Origin of the sequence: Sphingobium rhizovicinum, from assembly GCF_042647625.1 — a bacterium.
GTDB classification, from domain to species: domain Bacteria; phylum Pseudomonadota; class Alphaproteobacteria; order Sphingomonadales; family Sphingomonadaceae; genus Sphingobium; species Sphingobium rhizovicinum.
Genome location: NZ_JBHRVU010000004.1, coordinates 211,608 through 226,707 on the forward strand (window position 1 = coordinate 211,608; position 15,100 = coordinate 226,707).

The 15,100-nt window shown below is 60.4% G+C and carries 12 protein-coding genes; 8 read left to right on the forward strand and 4 right to left on the reverse strand.

From position 1 onward, the window contains the following. Window positions 1-97: 97 nt before the first annotated feature. From ACFOKF_RS02350 to ACFOKF_RS02380, 7 genes are all read left to right on the forward strand, one after another. Window positions 98-1,090 carry an efflux RND transporter periplasmic adaptor subunit gene (locus ACFOKF_RS02350; RefSeq protein WP_010338369.1) on the forward strand — a complete coding sequence of 331 codons (993 nt, stop codon included), beginning with the start codon at window positions 98-100 and terminating at the stop codon, window positions 1,088-1,090. Further along, window positions 1,090-4,209 carry an efflux RND transporter permease subunit gene (locus ACFOKF_RS02355; protein WP_010338370.1) on the forward strand — a complete coding sequence of 1,040 codons (3,120 nt, stop codon included), beginning with the start codon at window positions 1,090-1,092 and terminating at the stop codon, window positions 4,207-4,209. Before ACFOKF_RS02350 ends, ACFOKF_RS02355 begins: the two co-directional genes overlap by 1 nt. Beyond that, window positions 4,206-5,612: an efflux transporter outer membrane subunit gene (locus ACFOKF_RS02360; protein ID WP_380792804.1), complete on the forward strand. Its 1,407-nt coding sequence runs from the start codon at window positions 4,206-4,208 to the stop codon at window positions 5,610-5,612. The genes ACFOKF_RS02355 and ACFOKF_RS02360 overlap by 4 nt, the downstream gene beginning before the upstream one ends. Before the next feature lie 8 nt (window positions 5,613-5,620). Beyond that, window positions 5,621-6,295 (forward strand): response regulator transcription factor, encoded by a 675-nt coding sequence (locus ACFOKF_RS02365; protein WP_010338372.1) that lies wholly within the window; start codon window positions 5,621-5,623, stop codon window positions 6,293-6,295. Continuing rightward, the gene (locus tag ACFOKF_RS02370; protein WP_010338374.1) at window positions 6,295-7,623 is read left to right on the forward strand and encodes a sensor histidine kinase; all 1,329 of its coding nucleotides are present in this window, start codon (window positions 6,295-6,297) and stop codon (window positions 7,621-7,623) included. Before ACFOKF_RS02365 ends, ACFOKF_RS02370 begins: the two co-directional genes overlap by 1 nt. A 128-nt stretch (window positions 7,624-7,751) precedes the next feature. Further along, a complete protein-coding gene (locus ACFOKF_RS02375; protein WP_380792807.1) occupies window positions 7,752-9,938 on the forward strand; it encodes a TonB-dependent receptor in 2,187 nt (728 codons plus the stop codon). Between the two features lie 2 nt (window positions 9,939-9,940). Further along, window positions 9,941-10,534 (forward strand): type IV toxin-antitoxin system AbiEi family antitoxin domain-containing protein, encoded by a 594-nt coding sequence (locus ACFOKF_RS02380; RefSeq protein ID WP_037509343.1) that lies wholly within the window; start codon window positions 9,941-9,943, stop codon window positions 10,532-10,534. A gap of 55 nt (window positions 10,535-10,589) precedes the next feature. On the opposite strand, the gene ACFOKF_RS02385 is transcribed toward ACFOKF_RS02380, so the two are convergent. Next, the gene (locus ACFOKF_RS02385; RefSeq protein ID WP_080572848.1) at window positions 10,590-11,393 is read right to left on the reverse strand and encodes an alpha-hydroxy acid oxidase; all 804 of its coding nucleotides are present in this window, start codon (window positions 11,391-11,393) and stop codon (window positions 10,590-10,592) included. A gap of 189 nt (window positions 11,394-11,582) precedes the next feature. On the opposite strand from ACFOKF_RS02385, the gene ACFOKF_RS02390 reads away from it, so the two are divergent. Continuing rightward, a complete protein-coding gene (locus ACFOKF_RS02390) occupies window positions 11,583-12,215 on the forward strand; it encodes a tyrosine-type recombinase/integrase (protein WP_010338379.1) in 633 nt (210 codons plus the stop codon). A gap of 381 nt (window positions 12,216-12,596) precedes the next feature. Here the strand turns inward: ACFOKF_RS02390 and ACFOKF_RS02395 are convergent, their stop codons facing one another. Genes ACFOKF_RS02395 through ACFOKF_RS02405 form a run of 3 tightly spaced genes read right to left on the reverse strand, consistent with a single transcriptional unit; the run spans window position 12,597 to window position 15,090 of the window. Further along, window positions 12,597-12,701 carry a DUF2474 family protein gene (locus ACFOKF_RS02395; protein ID WP_080572849.1) on the reverse strand — a complete coding sequence of 35 codons (105 nt, stop codon included), beginning with the start codon at window positions 12,699-12,701 and terminating at the stop codon, window positions 12,597-12,599. Next, the gene (gene cydB / locus ACFOKF_RS02400) at window positions 12,701-13,699 is read right to left on the reverse strand and encodes a cytochrome d ubiquinol oxidase subunit II (RefSeq protein WP_010338381.1); all 999 of its coding nucleotides are present in this window, start codon (window positions 13,697-13,699) and stop codon (window positions 12,701-12,703) included. The genes ACFOKF_RS02395 and cydB overlap by 1 nt, the downstream gene beginning before the upstream one ends. Further along, window positions 13,696-15,090 carry a cytochrome ubiquinol oxidase subunit I gene (locus ACFOKF_RS02405; RefSeq protein ID WP_010338382.1) on the reverse strand — a complete coding sequence of 465 codons (1,395 nt, stop codon included), beginning with the start codon at window positions 15,088-15,090 and terminating at the stop codon, window positions 13,696-13,698. The genes cydB and ACFOKF_RS02405 overlap by 4 nt, the downstream gene beginning before the upstream one ends. Window positions 15,091-15,100 lie beyond the last annotated feature (10 nt).

The window sequence follows — 15,100 nt, forward strand, 5'->3', positions numbered from 1 at the left end:
CTTTTCCAGCAAAGATGGACAAATGGTATAGTTGGCGAGATTTGGACGCCAGACAAGTTCGATAGGGCTCGAACCGATCCATTTATCGGTGAGCAGCATGATCCGAACGACCTCTCTCCTATTTCTGCCATTGAGCGCGCTCGTAATGCTCGGCGCCTGCAGTCAGCAGGGCAAGCAGTCTTCTTCGCCTCCATCCCATGGTGAGGTTGTCGCGCATGAGACCGAACTGGTCAGGCTGACGCTGAAGCCCGAAGCTGTAAAAAGGCTCGGCATCGAGACGACCAGGGTTGGTGCGGGAACGGCTGCGCTGGCGCGAGAAACGAGCGGCGAAATCGTCGTTCCCAATGGGACTGGTGGCGTACCCACCGGTGCTCTCAGCAATCTGGCACAAATTGGTGCCAGCCAGGCGAGCGCCGACGGCGAGGTCGAGCGGACGCGCGCGCAGGTTCGGCTCGCGCGCATTGCGCTGGAACGCGCCAGCAGGCTCGTTGCAGAAGAAGCTGGAAGCGTCAGGGCGCGGGACGAGGCTGCGGCAGCGCTCGCAACAGCCCAGGCCCAGGCCCAGGTTGCGATCGAGCAACGACGCTTGCTCGGGCCCGCGGTTGCGTCGTTGGGCAACCAGTCACGTCTCTGGGTCCGCGTTTCCGTCGCCGGCACAGATGTTGCTGCCATCAACCGCAATGCATCCATCATCGTCGCGCCCCTGGGAACAACGCAGGGAGGACGCAAAGGGACACCGGTTCAAGCCCCGCCGTCGGCCAATGCAGTAGCTGGTACGGTCGACCTCTATTATGCGCTCGATAATAGCGACCAATTCTGGCGCGTGGGACAGCGCGTCGGCATTCGACTTCCCCTCGGCAAGACCCAGGAAGGGCTTTCCGTCCCAGCCAGTGCGATCGTGCGGGACATTTACGGCGGAGAATGGGTCTATCTCCAGACGGCGCCGGGCAATTTCATCCGGCAGCGCATCGAAGCCCTGTCGAGCGGGCAGGATGGCGCTGTCGTCATCCGCGGCCTGGCGCCTGAAGCACAGGTAGTTTCGGTCGGCGCCATGGAACTGTTCGGCACCGAATTCGGAGTGGCGCACTGATGCTCGCCTGGCTCGTCCGCAGCGCACTTCAGCAGCGCGTCATCGTTCTTGTTCTTGCCGCTATCCTGGTCGTGCTCGGACTGCGGGCATCGACCGATGTGCCGCTGGATGTCTTTCCAGAATTTGCGCCGCCGATCGTGGAGATTCAGACCGAAGCGCCAGGGCTCTCGACGGAGGAAGTCGAAAGCCTCATTACCGTTCCGATCGAAACCCAGGTGAATGGCGTGCCTGGTATAGCCACGCTGAGGTCCAAGTCGGTCCTGGGTCTTTCGTCCGTGGTCATTCTCCTGGAGCGCGGCGCGGATGTCTTCCGTGCAAGGCAGATGGTGCAGGAGCGGGTTACCCAGGCACAGGCTCGACTGCCTGCTGCCGCACGCCCTCCGATCATGCTGGCCCCGCTTTCGTCGACCAGCCGCGCCATGAAGATCGGCATTTCCTCGAAAAAGCTCGATCAGATGGAACTGTCCGAACTGGTTCGCTGGACTATTCGACCCAGGCTGATGTCCGTGCCTGGCGTCGCCAATGTCGCCATGTGGGGCATGCGCGATCGTCAGCTTCAGGTTCTCGTCGACCCTGACAAGCTACGTGCGGCTGGGGTCACTCTCAACGAACTGCGCCTGGCAACCGGTGATGCCGTCCTGGTGGGAGGCGGCGGCTTTGTCGACAACGCCAATCAGCGCCTCGCGGTGCAGCAGCCAAGCGCCGTTCAAACAGCCGACGACCTTGCTCGGACTGTCGTCAAATTGACCGGCGATGCACCGATCCGCGTAGGCGATGTTGCCCGGGTGACCGAGAGCTATGCCGCGCCGATCGGGAACGCGATCATTGATGATGGGCCAGGCATCATGCTCATCGTAGAGAAGCAGCCGACAGGCAACACTCTCGAACTCACGCGCTCGGTCGAAGCTGCCCTGGAGGAGCTCAAGCCCGGTTTGCAGGACGTCAAGGTCGACAGCAGCATCTTCCGACCTGCGACCTTCATCGAACGCTCGATCGACAATCTCACCCGCGCACTCGCGATTGGTTGCTTCCTCGTGGCGGTCGTTCTGTTTCTTTTTACCCGGGACTGGCGGCAGGCGATTATCAGTCTGGTCGCCATTCCCCTGTCGTTGCTCGGTGCCGGGCTCGTCCTGCTCTGGAGCGGGGCGACCATCAATACCATGGTTATTGCCGGTCTGGTGATCGCGCTTGGAGAGGTCGTCGACGATGCCATCATCGACGTCGAGAATATTGCCCGGCGGCTCCGCCTCAACCGCGAGGCCGATAATCCCAGGACGCCATTCGAAGTCGTACTGGCAGCGTCGCTAGAGGTGCGCTCTGCGGTGGTTTTCGCGTCGCTGATCGTGATGTTGGTCTTTCTCCCCATCTTCTTCCTGGGCGGGGTCGCGGGCACATTCTTCCAGCCGCTCGCCATTGCCTATGTCCTGGCGATCGCAGCATCGCTGCTGGTTGCGCTCGTCGTAACCCCTGCCCTTTGCCTGTTTCTGCTACCCAATGCTCCGGTCAAACATGAAGGTGACACGCGTTTCGTACGAGCGCTCAAGGGGCGTTATGGAGCAATGCTGCCTCGTATCATTGCCGCACCGCGTGCGGTTATGATCGTGATCGGAGCGGGCCTGCTTCTGGCGGGTGTTGGCTATGCGACTTTCAAGGATCAGTTCCTGCCGGAATTCCGCGAAACCGATTTCCTCATGCACTGGCTCGAAAAACCCGGAGCCTCCATCGAAGCCATGGATCGGATCACCATCCGGGTTTCCAAGGAGCTTCGTGCGATCCCGGGCGTCCGTAATTTCGGCGCACATATCGGGCGGGCGGAAGCGGCCGACGAGGTGGTCGGCCCGAACTTCACCGAGTTGTGGATAAGTCTCGACGAGAAGGCGGACTATGACGGCAGCGTGGCCAGGATCAAGGAGGTGATAGAAGGCTATCCTGGGCTCTTCCGGGATGTGCTCACCTATCTGCGCGAACGGATCAAGGAAGTTCTGTCCGGTGCAAGCGCGACGGTTGTGGTGCGGATCTTTGGCCCCGATCAGAATGAGCTTCGTGCTGCTGCGGACCGGATCAAGCAACAGGTAGCCGGAGTGGAAGGCGTAGCGGACCTCAAGGTCGAGCAGCAGGTTCTGGTCCCGCAGATCCGCATCCGTCCCCGCAGCGGCGATCTGGCAACCTTCGGCCTGACGCCGGGCGAGGTGCGCCGCCAGGCACAATCCCTCGTTGCCGGACAGAAGCTTGGCGAGATTTACCGCGATCAGAAAGCCTTTGACGTGGCGCTCTGGGGAGAGGCAGCGACCAGAGGCGACATGCATGCCCTCGCTGATCTGATGATCCAGACGCCCAACGGCGGTGCGGTACGCCTGCGCGATGTGGCGGACGTGGCAGTGGTGCCTGCTCCCAATGAAATCAAGCGCGAGGATGGTCAACGACGCCTCGATGTGACGCTCAACGTCAGTGGTGCGGACCTGGGCACAGTCGCCCAGGCGGTTGAGTCCATCGTGGCCAGGACCCGCTTTGCTCAAGGCTATCATGCCAAGGTCCTTGGCGAATATGCAGCACTCAAGGAGTCGCGCCAGCGACTTTGGACGACCGGCCTATTCTGTCTTGTCGGGATATTGGTGCTGGTGTGGATGGAGTTCCGCTCTCACCGGATCACTGCGCTGGTTGCGGTCAGCCTTCCTTTCGCGCTGGTCGGTGGCGTTGTGGCGGTGGCGTTCACCGGCAGCCTCTTGTCGCTGGGATCACTCGTCGGCTTCGTCACCGTCATCGGCATCGCGGCACGCAACGGCATCATGCTCCTGTCGCATTATCACCATTTGCGTGTTCATGAGGGAGAGGCTTTTGGTCCATCGCTTGTTCTGCGCGGAGCAGAAGAGCGGCTGGTTCCCATCCTCATGACTGCAGCCTGCGCGGGCCTTGCGCTTGTGCCGCTGATCGTGGCGGGGAACGCGCCGGGCCATGAAATCGAACATCCCATGGCGATCGTCATTCTTGGTGGACTTGTATCATCCACGCTCCTCAATCTTTTCCTGATGCCTGCCCTCTACGCTCGGTACGGCGAGGATGCGGCTGGGCCGGCCGAGCCCTCGCCCCAAGATGCTCGCATGAAGGGAGCAGCAATATGAAAACGGCCATCCTTCACGCGTGCCTGATGACTGCTGGACTCCTGGCAAGCGGCTGTGTCTCCCAGCAAGGCGCGCCACCCGCATCGGGCCTTACCCAGGCTCCGCCTCCCTTTTCGCGTGGCGAACATGTGATCGACCGACCCTTGCCGGAAAACTGGTGGCAGCTTTTCAATGACAGCCAACTCGATGCGCTTGTTGAAGCGAGCCTCGCAGCTAATGCCGATCTTCGCGCAGCCTTTGCCAATCTCGAAGCAGCGCGCGCTGCGACCCGGCAGGCGGACGCAGCGCGACTTCCGCAACCGATCCTCGAAAGCAGCGCAGCGATCGACAATCCTGCAGGGCAGCCAAGCGCAGCCAATGTGTCGAGCAGTGATTATGATGCCGCAGCAACCATAAGCTGGGATATCGATCTGTTCGGTCGGCTGCGTGCGGGAGCGCTGGCCGCCCGCGCTGACGCGCAGGCGCAAGCGACCGCGCTGGATGGTGTGCGCGTGGCCGTGGCGGCAGATACCGTGCTCGCTTACATCGATCTATGTGCGGCGCGTCAGAATGGGGCGGTGGCCTACAAGATTGTCGATGCGCAGGAACGCAATCTCAAGGCCGTTCGCGAACAATTGTCGGCAGGGGAAGTGTCTCCCCTTGAGGTCGCGCAAGCCGCCAGCCTGCTTGAAGCATCGAGAGCTACGATCCCGGCTTTCGATGCCGCTGCCGCCAGCGCAAGATTCCGGCTCGCAACGCTTCAGGGCTTGCCGCCTACCACCCCCCAGATGGCCAAGGTTGATTGCACGCTGCTGCCCAGAGCGAGCAGCGAAGTGCCAATAGGCGACGGTGCTGCACTGCTGGCACGTCGGCCCGATATTCGCGAAGCAGAGCGCAAGCTTGCTTCGGCAACAGCCAAGATCACCATCGCGCGGGCCGAACTCTATCCCAGGATCACGCTGGGCGGCGCATTGGGACTTCTGTCCGGCGCTTTTTCTGCCAGTGCCTCACCGCTAATTTCCTGGTCCTTCCCCAACCAGGCGCCGGCGCGCGCCAAGATCGCGCAGGCGCAGGCAGCCGAACGCGCTGCGCTGGCTTCGTTCGACAACGCCGTTCTGCGCGCCCTCAGGGAAGTCGAAACCGGACTTGCAGGCCTACAAAGCGAAGCCATCCGGAACCAGGCGCTTGATCGGGCAAGAGAGGCAGCAGGGCTTTACGCCCGTCGAACCAGTGCCCGGGCCAGGATTGGCGACGCGTCGCCATTGCTGGTGATCGATGCCGAACGAACCCTTGCAACGGCTGCTCTTCAAAAGGGACAGTCGGATCATCTGCTGGCACAATCCTATATCTCCCTGTTCCGTGCGCTGGGCGGTGGATGGCAGCGAGCACCTGAGCCGCTCGATCCGGTCAGGGTGATGGAGTAGAAGAACGCATGCATATCCTGATTATCGAAGACGATGGGGAAACACGCGAATTCCTCAGCCGAGGCCTCAAGGAAGTGGGGCATGCCGTGACCCTTGTGGAGGAAGGACGAGAGGGACTGTTCCAGGCAACGGACAGCAATTATGACGCGATCATCGTTGATCGCATGCTGCCAGGACTGGACGGTCTATCCCTGCTCAAGATGCTGCGCGCGACCGGCGACCTCACGCCCGTTCTCATGTTGACCGCAATTGGTCGAATAGCGGATCGGGTAGAGGGGCTCGAGGCAGGCGCCGACGACTATCTGGTCAAGCCCTTCGCCTTTTCCGAGCTCCTCGCCCGCTTGAATGCCCTTGGTCGACGGCAGGCACCGCAAGTCGAACAGTCCCGGCTGACCGTTGGCGACATCGATATCGACTTTCACAGGCGCACAGTGCATCGCGGAGGAAAGAAGGTCATTTTGCAACCGCGGGAATTCTCGCTGCTCGCCGAACTCATGCGCAATTCTCATCGCGTGGTTACCCGAACGATGCTGCTCGAACGCGTATGGGACTTCGACTTCGAGCCCAAGACCAATATCGTGGAGACCCATCTCAGTCGGCTTCGCTCGAAGCTGAATGCGGGCTTCGATGTCGATGCGATCGAGACGGTTCGCGGCGCGGGTTACATGATCAGGAGCAATTAATGCCCCGCCCATGGAAAACGACCTTTGGCCTTACGGCACTGGTTAGCCTGGCCTTCGTTCTGGCGACGCTTGTGATCGGGCTCTTGGCCTATGCGCTGACCCATGAGGCGATGGAGGTGCAACTGGACCATCGAACCGCCACCGAGACGAGCGCCTTGCTGGAGCGGGCGGGTGCTGGCGGAACCCCGGCACTGGCCGAACTCATTCATCAGCGCGATGCCGGGCACAGCACGGCAAGCCTCGGATATATTCTGGTCGATCCCCAAGGACGACGGCTGGCCGGCGCACTGGATGCGCAAATTCCGGCAAAGGCAGGATATTTCGAATTACTGCACTACGGGAAGGATGGCGCCATAGCCCAGGCACTCATCACCGATCTGCCCGACGGCAGCCGCCTTCTGGTGGCAGCAGATCGCACGGTGATTGACGAGATGGACATCACGATCCTGAAGCTGTTTTCGGCCTCATTTGCCGCCATGCTTCTTCTGGCTGTCGGGGGCGCCTGGACCGTTGGCGCTGTAACGCGCAGTCGATTGCGCCGATTCGACGATGCGGCCCAGGCCATTATCGGAGGAGACCTGACCCAGCGCATGCCGCTGGACGGATCTGACAACGAGTTCGACGGCGTCGCCAAGTCGCTCAATCATATGCTGGACCGCAATGCTGCCCTGGTCGAGAATCTTCGACAGGTGTCGAGCGATGTTGCGCATGACCTTCGAACGCCACTGACGCGCCTGAATAATCGTCTGGATGAAGCACTCGCCTTCAGCGGAGACAAGCGCACGCGCGCGATCGAGGCGGCAATAGCAGAATCCCATGAACTGCTCGAGGTCTTCTCGGCCATCCTTCGCATATCCGAAATCGAGGCGGGCACGCTCAAGCGAGATTTTCAGGAACTGGCGCTTGGAGATCTGGTCGAGGATGTGGTCGAAACCTATGCGCCCGATTTCGAGCTTTCAGGTCATGCGCTGCATTCCACCATCCATATGGGGCTTCGCATCCGGGGCGATGCCCGATTGCTGTCCCAACTCATCACCAACCTGCTGGATAATGCGCTGCGGCATACGCCGGCTGGCACGACGGTCGCGCTCAATCTGACTGCCAGCGAGGCTTTCGTTATTCTTGAAGTCTGCGATGATGGTCCCGGTGTTCCGGCAACCGAGCGTGATCGACTGTTCAGCCGTTTTACGCGGACCGAAGCCAGCCGCACCACCGACGGACATGGTCTGGGCCTGGCCCTTGTCTCTGCTGTCGCGCAAATCCATGGGGGCTGTGCGACCGTTCTGGACAAGCCCGGTTTTGCTGTAGAGGTTCGTCTCGCGCGATAAGTTACCGGAACATTGGGGGGCATATACAACATCCCAACCTTATCCCTGGGCCAGTTGCACGTCCCGACCGAAGCGCTAACCCCCCTCGCGAATGATAACTATTCGCATTAAATGAAGGGGATCTAACCTTGCAATATTCAGCGATTTTCCGATCGGCGCTGCTTGCGTCGACTGCGCCCGGCATCCTCCTTTCGCTGGTCTCCCCCTCACTCGCAATAGCCCAGGAGCAGGTTCTCGGGTCCGTAACGGTCACGGACACCGCGATCGATGATCGGGAAGCCGAAAGCTCCTACAAGGTCAGCCGCAGCATCAGCGCGACGCGCACGGATACGCCGCTGATCGATGTACCCCAGTCGGTCAATGTGGTGTCGGTCAAGCAGATCGAGGATCAGGCAGCCAACAGCATCGGTGACGCCATACGCTATGTCCCGGGCGTTTTCTCGGCCCAGGGCGAGGGTAATCGCGAAACGCTGGTGATCCGCGGCAATTCGACCACCGGCGACTTCTTCGTCGATGGCATGCGCGACGATATCCAGACCTATCGCGACCTCTATAACATCGAGAAGCTGGAAATCTTCAAAGGACCGAACGCGATGATCTTCGGCCGGGGCGGCGTAGGCGGCGTGGTCAATCGCGTTACCAAGGTTGCGGACTGGAATCTTCATCGTGCCTTCCGACTGGAAGGCGGAAGCTTCGAGCATAAGCGCGCCCAGTTTGATCTGGGCACGCCGATCAGCGATTTTGCAGCTGTCCGACTGACCGGTGTCTATCAGGACAGCGACAGCTATCGCGATGGCGTCAACTATAACCGCTGGGGCTTCAACCCGACCGGCTCATTCAAAATTGGTCCCGATACGACCATTTCGCTTGGATATGAGCATTTCGAGGATGAGCGCGTCGCCGATCGTGGCGTTCCCGCTCGGTTCGGCGCTTCGGCGACCAATATCGTTGGCCCGCTTCGCACGCCGCGCGGTCAGTTCTTCGGCGATCCGACCCAGAGCCCTACCGGTACGAATACCGACGCCGGTTCGCTGTTCATCGAACATAAGTTCAGCGACACGGTCTCGATCCGCAACCGCACCCGCTATGCCGACTATGACAAATATTATTCCAACGTCTTCCCCGGCGCGGTCAACGCAGCTGAAACGAGCGTGAGCATCTCGGCCTATCGTGCCACCACGCAACGCAAGAATTTCATCAACCAGACCGATTTCAATGCGATCTTCAATACCGGCTCCATTGAGCATACCCTGCTCGTGGGCGCTGAATATGGTCACCAAAAATCCGACAATATTCGGGAAGAAGGGCGTTTTGCAGGCAATGCAAGCTCGGTGACCGTGCCGATCTCGGCGTCTAATGTTCGTTTGCCCACCAGCTGGACCATGATTTCGAGCAGCACGAACAGCAACGGCGTGGCGGAGGTCGCGGCCGGCTATGTCCAGGACCAGATCGCCATCTCGCCCATGTTCGATATCGTCGTGGGCGTGCGCTACGAGCATTTCAAGACCACGCTGCACGATCGGCGCAGCCTCGCCTTCCGGACGAGCGGCAGCACCATATCTCCCGAATATTATGACGTGACCGACAATCTCTGGTCTCCGCGCGCCGGCCTCATCTTCAAGCCGGCCGAGAATGCCTCCATCTATGCAAGCTACTCGCGTACCTACCAGCCGCGTGGTGGCGACCAGTTGACCGGCCTTTCGCTTTCCAACGCCAGCCTGGCGCCGGAGAAGTTCCAGAACTACGAAATCGGTGCGAAGTGGGACATTCTCCCCACGTTCAACCTTGCCGCCGCCATCTATCAACTGGATCGCGACAATGTTCTGGCGCTGAGCGATCCCAATAATGCGGCCTCGCCGACGGTGCCGATCGGACGGCAGCGCACCAAGGGCATCGAACTCAGTGCTGCGGGCAGCATTACCAAGCAGCTCAGCATGGTCGGCGCCTACACCTATTCCGACGGCACCTTCCTCGACAATGTCTCGGGCACTGTCCAGGCAGGGAACATCCTGCCCAACATGCCCAAGCACAGCGCCTCGCTCTGGACCCGCTTCGATCCGATCGAACAGCTCGGCGCTGCGCTGGGCGTGATCTACCAGGGCAAGCGCTACGCCTCGACCGACAATTGCGTCGCGATGCCCGGCTATACGCGGCTCGATGGCGCCGTCTATTTCGACATCGCGCCAGAGCTGAGCCTGCAGGTGAATGTCGAGAATATCCTTGGCAAGCGTTACTATCTCTATGCCCATAGCAACAACAACATCACGCCAGGTTCACCGACTGCGGTGAAGGTCGGCCTCAGCGCGAAGTTCTGACCATGTCCAGCCGCTTCCTTCCTTTGAAGCGCTTCACAAGGGAGGAGCGGCTGGCAATTTGCCTTCTGCGTGGTGGCAGCAGTGCCAAAGTCGGAGAGGCCGCTATCCGGGCATTCGCAGCACTGGGTGAACACGCCACCGAGCGAGGCTTCGTGATAGCGACATTGTCCAGCCCATTTGTGAACCAGGATGAGATCCGGCTTCTTGGGGGCATAGCAGCATTCCAGCGCCAGATACCGCCGATGGACATCGGGCTGCCGGCGCACCTGCACGCATTGCTGGACGCGTGCGCAGCAGGCCTGACCCGGCGTGGCGGCAAACTTGATTTTCGTAATGTCGCCCGGTGCCCAGGTCTTCCTGAACAACGGGCAAAGAAGCGACAGGATCGTTCGATCCGGCTCATAAATCGCACATATGGCGCCCCCAAACAGGCAGTTGTCTTTGCGGTTTTGCGCGATCGTGACACGGCAACAATCGCCGATCTCGGCCGAATGGGCGTGTCTCGCTCGGTCGTCAGCAAGATGACCAAGCGTGGCTTGATCGAGAGGGTGGGCTACGGCGTTTATGCCTCGCCGGCCTCGAAGCGCCGAGGATAGTGCATATGTCGCGCCTAGAGGAACATGCGGCCGGACATTCGTCCGGCCTCACACATCAGTCTGAAGAGGTGACATAAGCAGGACCAAGTTCGTCCAGCGATTTCACGCCGACTTGCGCCATGGCGAGTTCGAACTCTGCCCGTATCATGTGAAGCATATGGGCAACGCCGGCCATGCCTGCCACCGCGAGGGCATGAAGTTGCGGCCTACCAATCATGACCGCGCTGGCACCAAGGCTAATCGCCTTGAGGACATCCGTGCCGGTACGCACACCGCTGTCGAGAAGGATCGGGCATTTTCCATCGATCGTACGCGCGATCGATGGAAGCGCTTTCATGGGCGTGATGAGACCGTCGGTGACGCGTCCGCCATGGTTCGACACGACAATGGCATCAACGCCATGATCAAGTGCCATGCGAGCGTCAGCAGGAGAAAGGATGCCTTTCAATATGATCGGCAAACTGGTCTGCTTGCGCAGCCACGCGATATCGTCCCAGGTTGGTGCGGCGTCGGCCAGCGCCGTTCCAAAGATGATCTGCCCGCCCGCAGCCGCGCTGTTCTGGACGCTGCGGGGCATTCCACGGAGATTGGCGGCCTCGACCCCTTCCGGCAGTGCGAATTCGGATCGCTTCATGGCCGCATCGATCGTTACCATGAGGACGCAATAGCCAGCAGCCTCGGCGCGTCGCACCAGTTCAAGCGAATGCCCTCGATCAGCCTGGAAATAGAGCTGGAACCAGAGCCGCGGCGTCTGGTCACGCTCCATGGCCTGGCGCGCGGCATGCGCAGCCCAGGCAATGTCCTCGAGAGGAATGCTGGAAAGAGTGCTGACCTTCTGGGTATGTCGCTCAGATGGCAAAGCTCCGCATGGTGGGCGGCGACTTTATATTGGCAGCAGCCATGGCATGGCGGATCCTGGCAAAAGCTGTCGGTCACATCAATGACGCCAAATGTCTTGAGTTGGTCGGCACGAGCCCTATAGCAAGTCCTGCGCATCCTCGTCGGCAAGCGTTCTGCAGAAGGCCAATGTGGCCAAAGGAGAACGATCATGGAGATGCCTGAAACAGAACTCATCGCCACCAAGCGCCCGGTTTGGAATGCAGGAAGGACCGTGGGCGCCAAGCGGGCGCTGAAACCGAAGCAGATTTGGGAAATCCGTTTCTACCTCAATCAGCGCCGCCGCCTACGAGATCGGGCGCTGTTCGATCTGGCGATCGACAGCAAGCTTCGGGGCTGCGACCTCGTGCAGATCAAGATCGGCGACCTTGTAAGCGGCGGGCAGGTCCGAACGCGGGCAATCGTCATGCAGCAGAAAACAGGTCGGCCCGTTCAATTTGAGCTGCTGCCAGATGCTCGAGCGAGCTTGCTGGCATGGCTCGAACGCCGGGGCGGAACAGTGGACGATTATGTTTTCCCAAGCCGGGTTGATCACAATGGGCACCTGAGCACACGGCAGTATGCTCGGCTTGTCGACGAATGGGTGACAGGTGTCGGCTTGATGCGGAGCGAGTATGGCACGCACTCACTTCGCCGAACGAAGGCATCGATCATCTACAGGGCGACGGGCAACCTTCGCGCCGTTCAGATACTGCTCGGCCATAGCAAGATTGAGAACACGGTGCGCTATCTAGGGATCGACGTAGAGGACGCGCTTGCCCTTGCAGAAAACACGGAGATCTGAATCTGCTGGCGCCCGTGCCCAGGGCGTGCCGGGCACGGGCGCTGGGACATTCCCGACGTTCGCCTGTGACATGTTAAACGGCAGCCCTGATTACAAGCCGACGTTCCCGCACCTCCCGACGAACGGCCTCGGCATTATGCTCGGCTTGTAGATGAATGGTTGACAGGAGTTGGCCTGATGCGGAGCGAATACGGCACCCGCTCACTCCGCCGAGCGAAGGCATCGATCATATACAGGGCGACCGGCAATCTACGGGTTGTCCAGATCCTGCTCGGCCATAGCAAGATCGAGAATATGGTTAGCTATCTCGGGATCGACGTAGAAGACGCCCAAAAATACCGAAATTTGAGTGTTGGCCTCTCACCTATGGCGAGGGGCCATTTAGCGTAGCCACCAGCGGAGCATTCCGCCCACAAGCGCCAACGCGAAAACGCTAGCAGCCCAAATGCCGAAAAACCATCCAAGGCGACTCAGCCAGAGCGGCATCAATGATACCCCTCAATGCCAACCTTGCCCCGGAAAACCCAATAGGACCAGGCCGTATATGCCAGGATCACGGGCACCATGATCGAGGCTCCAACCAGCATGAACAACTGACTGCGGACGGGCGCTGCGGCTTCCCAGATCGTCACCCGCGCCGGAACGACATCGGGCCAGATCGAGACACCAAGGCCGACCAAGCATAGCCCGAACAGGGCCAACGCCCAGAAGAAAGGCTGCGCATCGCGCTTCAATCGGAGGCTACGATAAAACAGGAATGTTACGACGAGCGTGGCGAGCGGCACCTGCGCTGTCGCGACCACGCCCGGGAAACTCAGCCAGCGCTGAAAGTATTGCGTTTCGAGCCGCAGCGTTGCGAGGCTGATCACGCCGATCATGATGAGCAGGCCGATGCCAAGCCGCCCGGCATAGGTCACCGTCTGCCGTCGCAACCCGCCTTCAGTCTTCCAGTTGAGCCAACAAGCCCCGAGCAGGGCATAGCCGACTAGCAGCCCGACACCCGTCAGCAGACTGAACGGCGACAGCCATTCCCACCAACCCCCGGCATAGCTGCGCCCCTCGACCGTGATGCCCTGTAGCAGCGCGCCGAGCGCAATGCCTTGCGCGAAGGTGGCGACGACCGACCCTGTCGTGAACGCCTTGTCCCAGAAAGCACGGTGCGCCGGGTCGCGCCAGCGGAACTCGAATGCCACGCCGCGGAATACAAGGCCAAGCAGCATTGCGATCATCGGCGCGTAAAGCGCGGGAAGGATGATGGCATAGGCCAGCGGGAATGCGGCAAACAGGCCGCCCACGCCCATAACCAGCCAGGTTTCGTTTCCGTCCCAGACCGGAGCGATGCTGTTCATCGCGGTGTCCCGATCCTGCCCGACCTTGAAGAACGGAAACAGGATGCCGATGCCGAGATCGAAGCCGTCCATCACGACATAGGCGATGATAGCAAAGCCGATGATACAGGCCCAGATGACGGTGAGATCGATCATGACGAAGCTCCCTCGATGATAGCCGGCGCCGGGGTGATCCCCGCACTGCGAATGGGCGCATCACTGGGCGGCGGTTCATGTGCTTCAGGCGGCTTCTTCATGAGTTGAAGCAGATACCAGATGCCCATCCCGAAGACGGCGAAATAGACGACCACGAAGGCCAGCAGCGACGAGGCGACCGCAGGAGCATCCAGCGGTGAAGCGCTTTGGGCGGTCCTCAGCAGACCATAGATTGTGAAGGGTTGCCGTCCGACTTCCGTCACGATCCAGCCGGACAGCACTGCGATCAGTCCCGACGGCCCCATCAGCACAGCGAAGCGATGCAGCAGCGGCCAGTCGTAGAGCGCCTTGCGCCAGCGCGCGATGAGGCTCAGGATCCCGATCCCGAGCATCGCGAAACCGATCCCGACCATTACGCGAAAGGCCCAGAAGACGATACCGACGGGAGGACGATCAGCTGGTGGCACGGTGTCCAGGCCACTCAAGGGCGCATCGAGTTCGTGTTTGAGAATCAGCGACGACGCCTTGGGTATCTCGATGGCATAATACACCCGCTGTTCAGCGCTGTTGGGGATGCCGAACAGGATCAAAGGCGCACCGTGCGGGTGGCTCTGAAAATGGCCTTCCATCGCCATCACCTTCACCGGCTGGTGCTTGAGAGTATTGAGCCCGTGCATGTCGCCGGCGAAGATCTGGATCGGAGCAACGAGCGCCGCCATCCACATCGCCATAGAGAACATCTTGCGTGCGCCGGGATTGGTGCGGTCCTTTAAGAGATGCCATCCTCCGACGGCACCCACGATAAAAGCGGTCGTCAGATAGGCGGCAAGGACCGTGTGAAAGAGCCGATAGGGGAAGCTGGGATTGAAGATGATTGTCAGCCAGCTTGGCCCCGGCAGGAACTGGCCGTTGGCGCCGACCTCATAGCCAACGGGCGTTTGCATCCAGCTGTTGACCGACAGGATCCAGAATGCGGAAATAAAAGTCCCCAGCGCGACTGCAAGCGTCGCGACGAAGTGCAGCTTGCGCCCAACCTTGTTGATCCCGAACAACATGACCCCGAGGAATCCGGCTTCTAAGAAGAAGGCGGTCAGCACCTCATAGGCCATCAGCGGTCCGATGACAGGTCCCGCCTTGTCCGAGAACACTGACCAGTTGGTGCCGAACTGGTAGGACATGACAATGCCCGAGACGACGCCCATGGCGAACACGACGGCGAAGATCTTCAGCCAGTAGCGAAACAGGTTCGCATAGACGCCCTTGCCGGTCTTCAGCCACAGAGCTTCGAGCACGGCCAGATAGCTTGCCAGCCCGATGGAAAAGGCCGGGAAGAGGAAGTGAAAGCTCACCGTGAAGGCGAATTGCGCCCTTGCGAGAATGATGGCGTCCATGAATATCCCC

Excerpts from the sequence above, each read along its gene's own strand:
- ACFOKF_RS02350 (WP_010338369.1), top strand. The coding sequence starts at position 98 with ATGATCCGAACGACCTCTCTCCTATTTCTGCCATTGAGCGCGCTCGTA.
- ACFOKF_RS02355 (WP_010338370.1), top strand. The coding sequence starts at position 1,090 with ATGCTCGCCTGGCTCGTCCGCAGCGCACTTCAGCAGCGCGTCATCGTT.
- ACFOKF_RS02360 (WP_380792804.1), top strand. The coding sequence starts at position 4,206 with ATGAAAACGGCCATCCTTCACGCGTGCCTGATGACTGCTGGACTCCTG.
- ACFOKF_RS02365 (WP_010338372.1), top strand. The coding sequence starts at position 5,621 with ATGCATATCCTGATTATCGAAGACGATGGGGAAACACGCGAATTCCTC.
- ACFOKF_RS02370 (WP_010338374.1), top strand. The coding sequence starts at position 6,295 with ATGCCCCGCCCATGGAAAACGACCTTTGGCCTTACGGCACTGGTTAGC.
- ACFOKF_RS02380 (WP_037509343.1), top strand. The coding sequence starts at position 9,941 with ATGTCCAGCCGCTTCCTTCCTTTGAAGCGCTTCACAAGGGAGGAGCGG.
- ACFOKF_RS02390 (WP_010338379.1), top strand. The coding sequence starts at position 11,583 with ATGGAGATGCCTGAAACAGAACTCATCGCCACCAAGCGCCCGGTTTGG.
- ACFOKF_RS02395 (WP_080572849.1), bottom strand. The coding sequence starts at position 12,701 with ATGCCGCTCTGGCTGAGTCGCCTTGGATGGTTTTTCGGCATTTGGGCT.
- cydB (WP_010338381.1), bottom strand. The coding sequence starts at position 13,699 with ATGATCGATCTCACCGTCATCTGGGCCTGTATCATCGGCTTTGCTATC.
- ACFOKF_RS02405 (WP_010338382.1), bottom strand. The coding sequence starts at position 15,090 with ATGGACGCCATCATTCTCGCAAGGGCGCAATTCGCCTTCACGGTGAGC.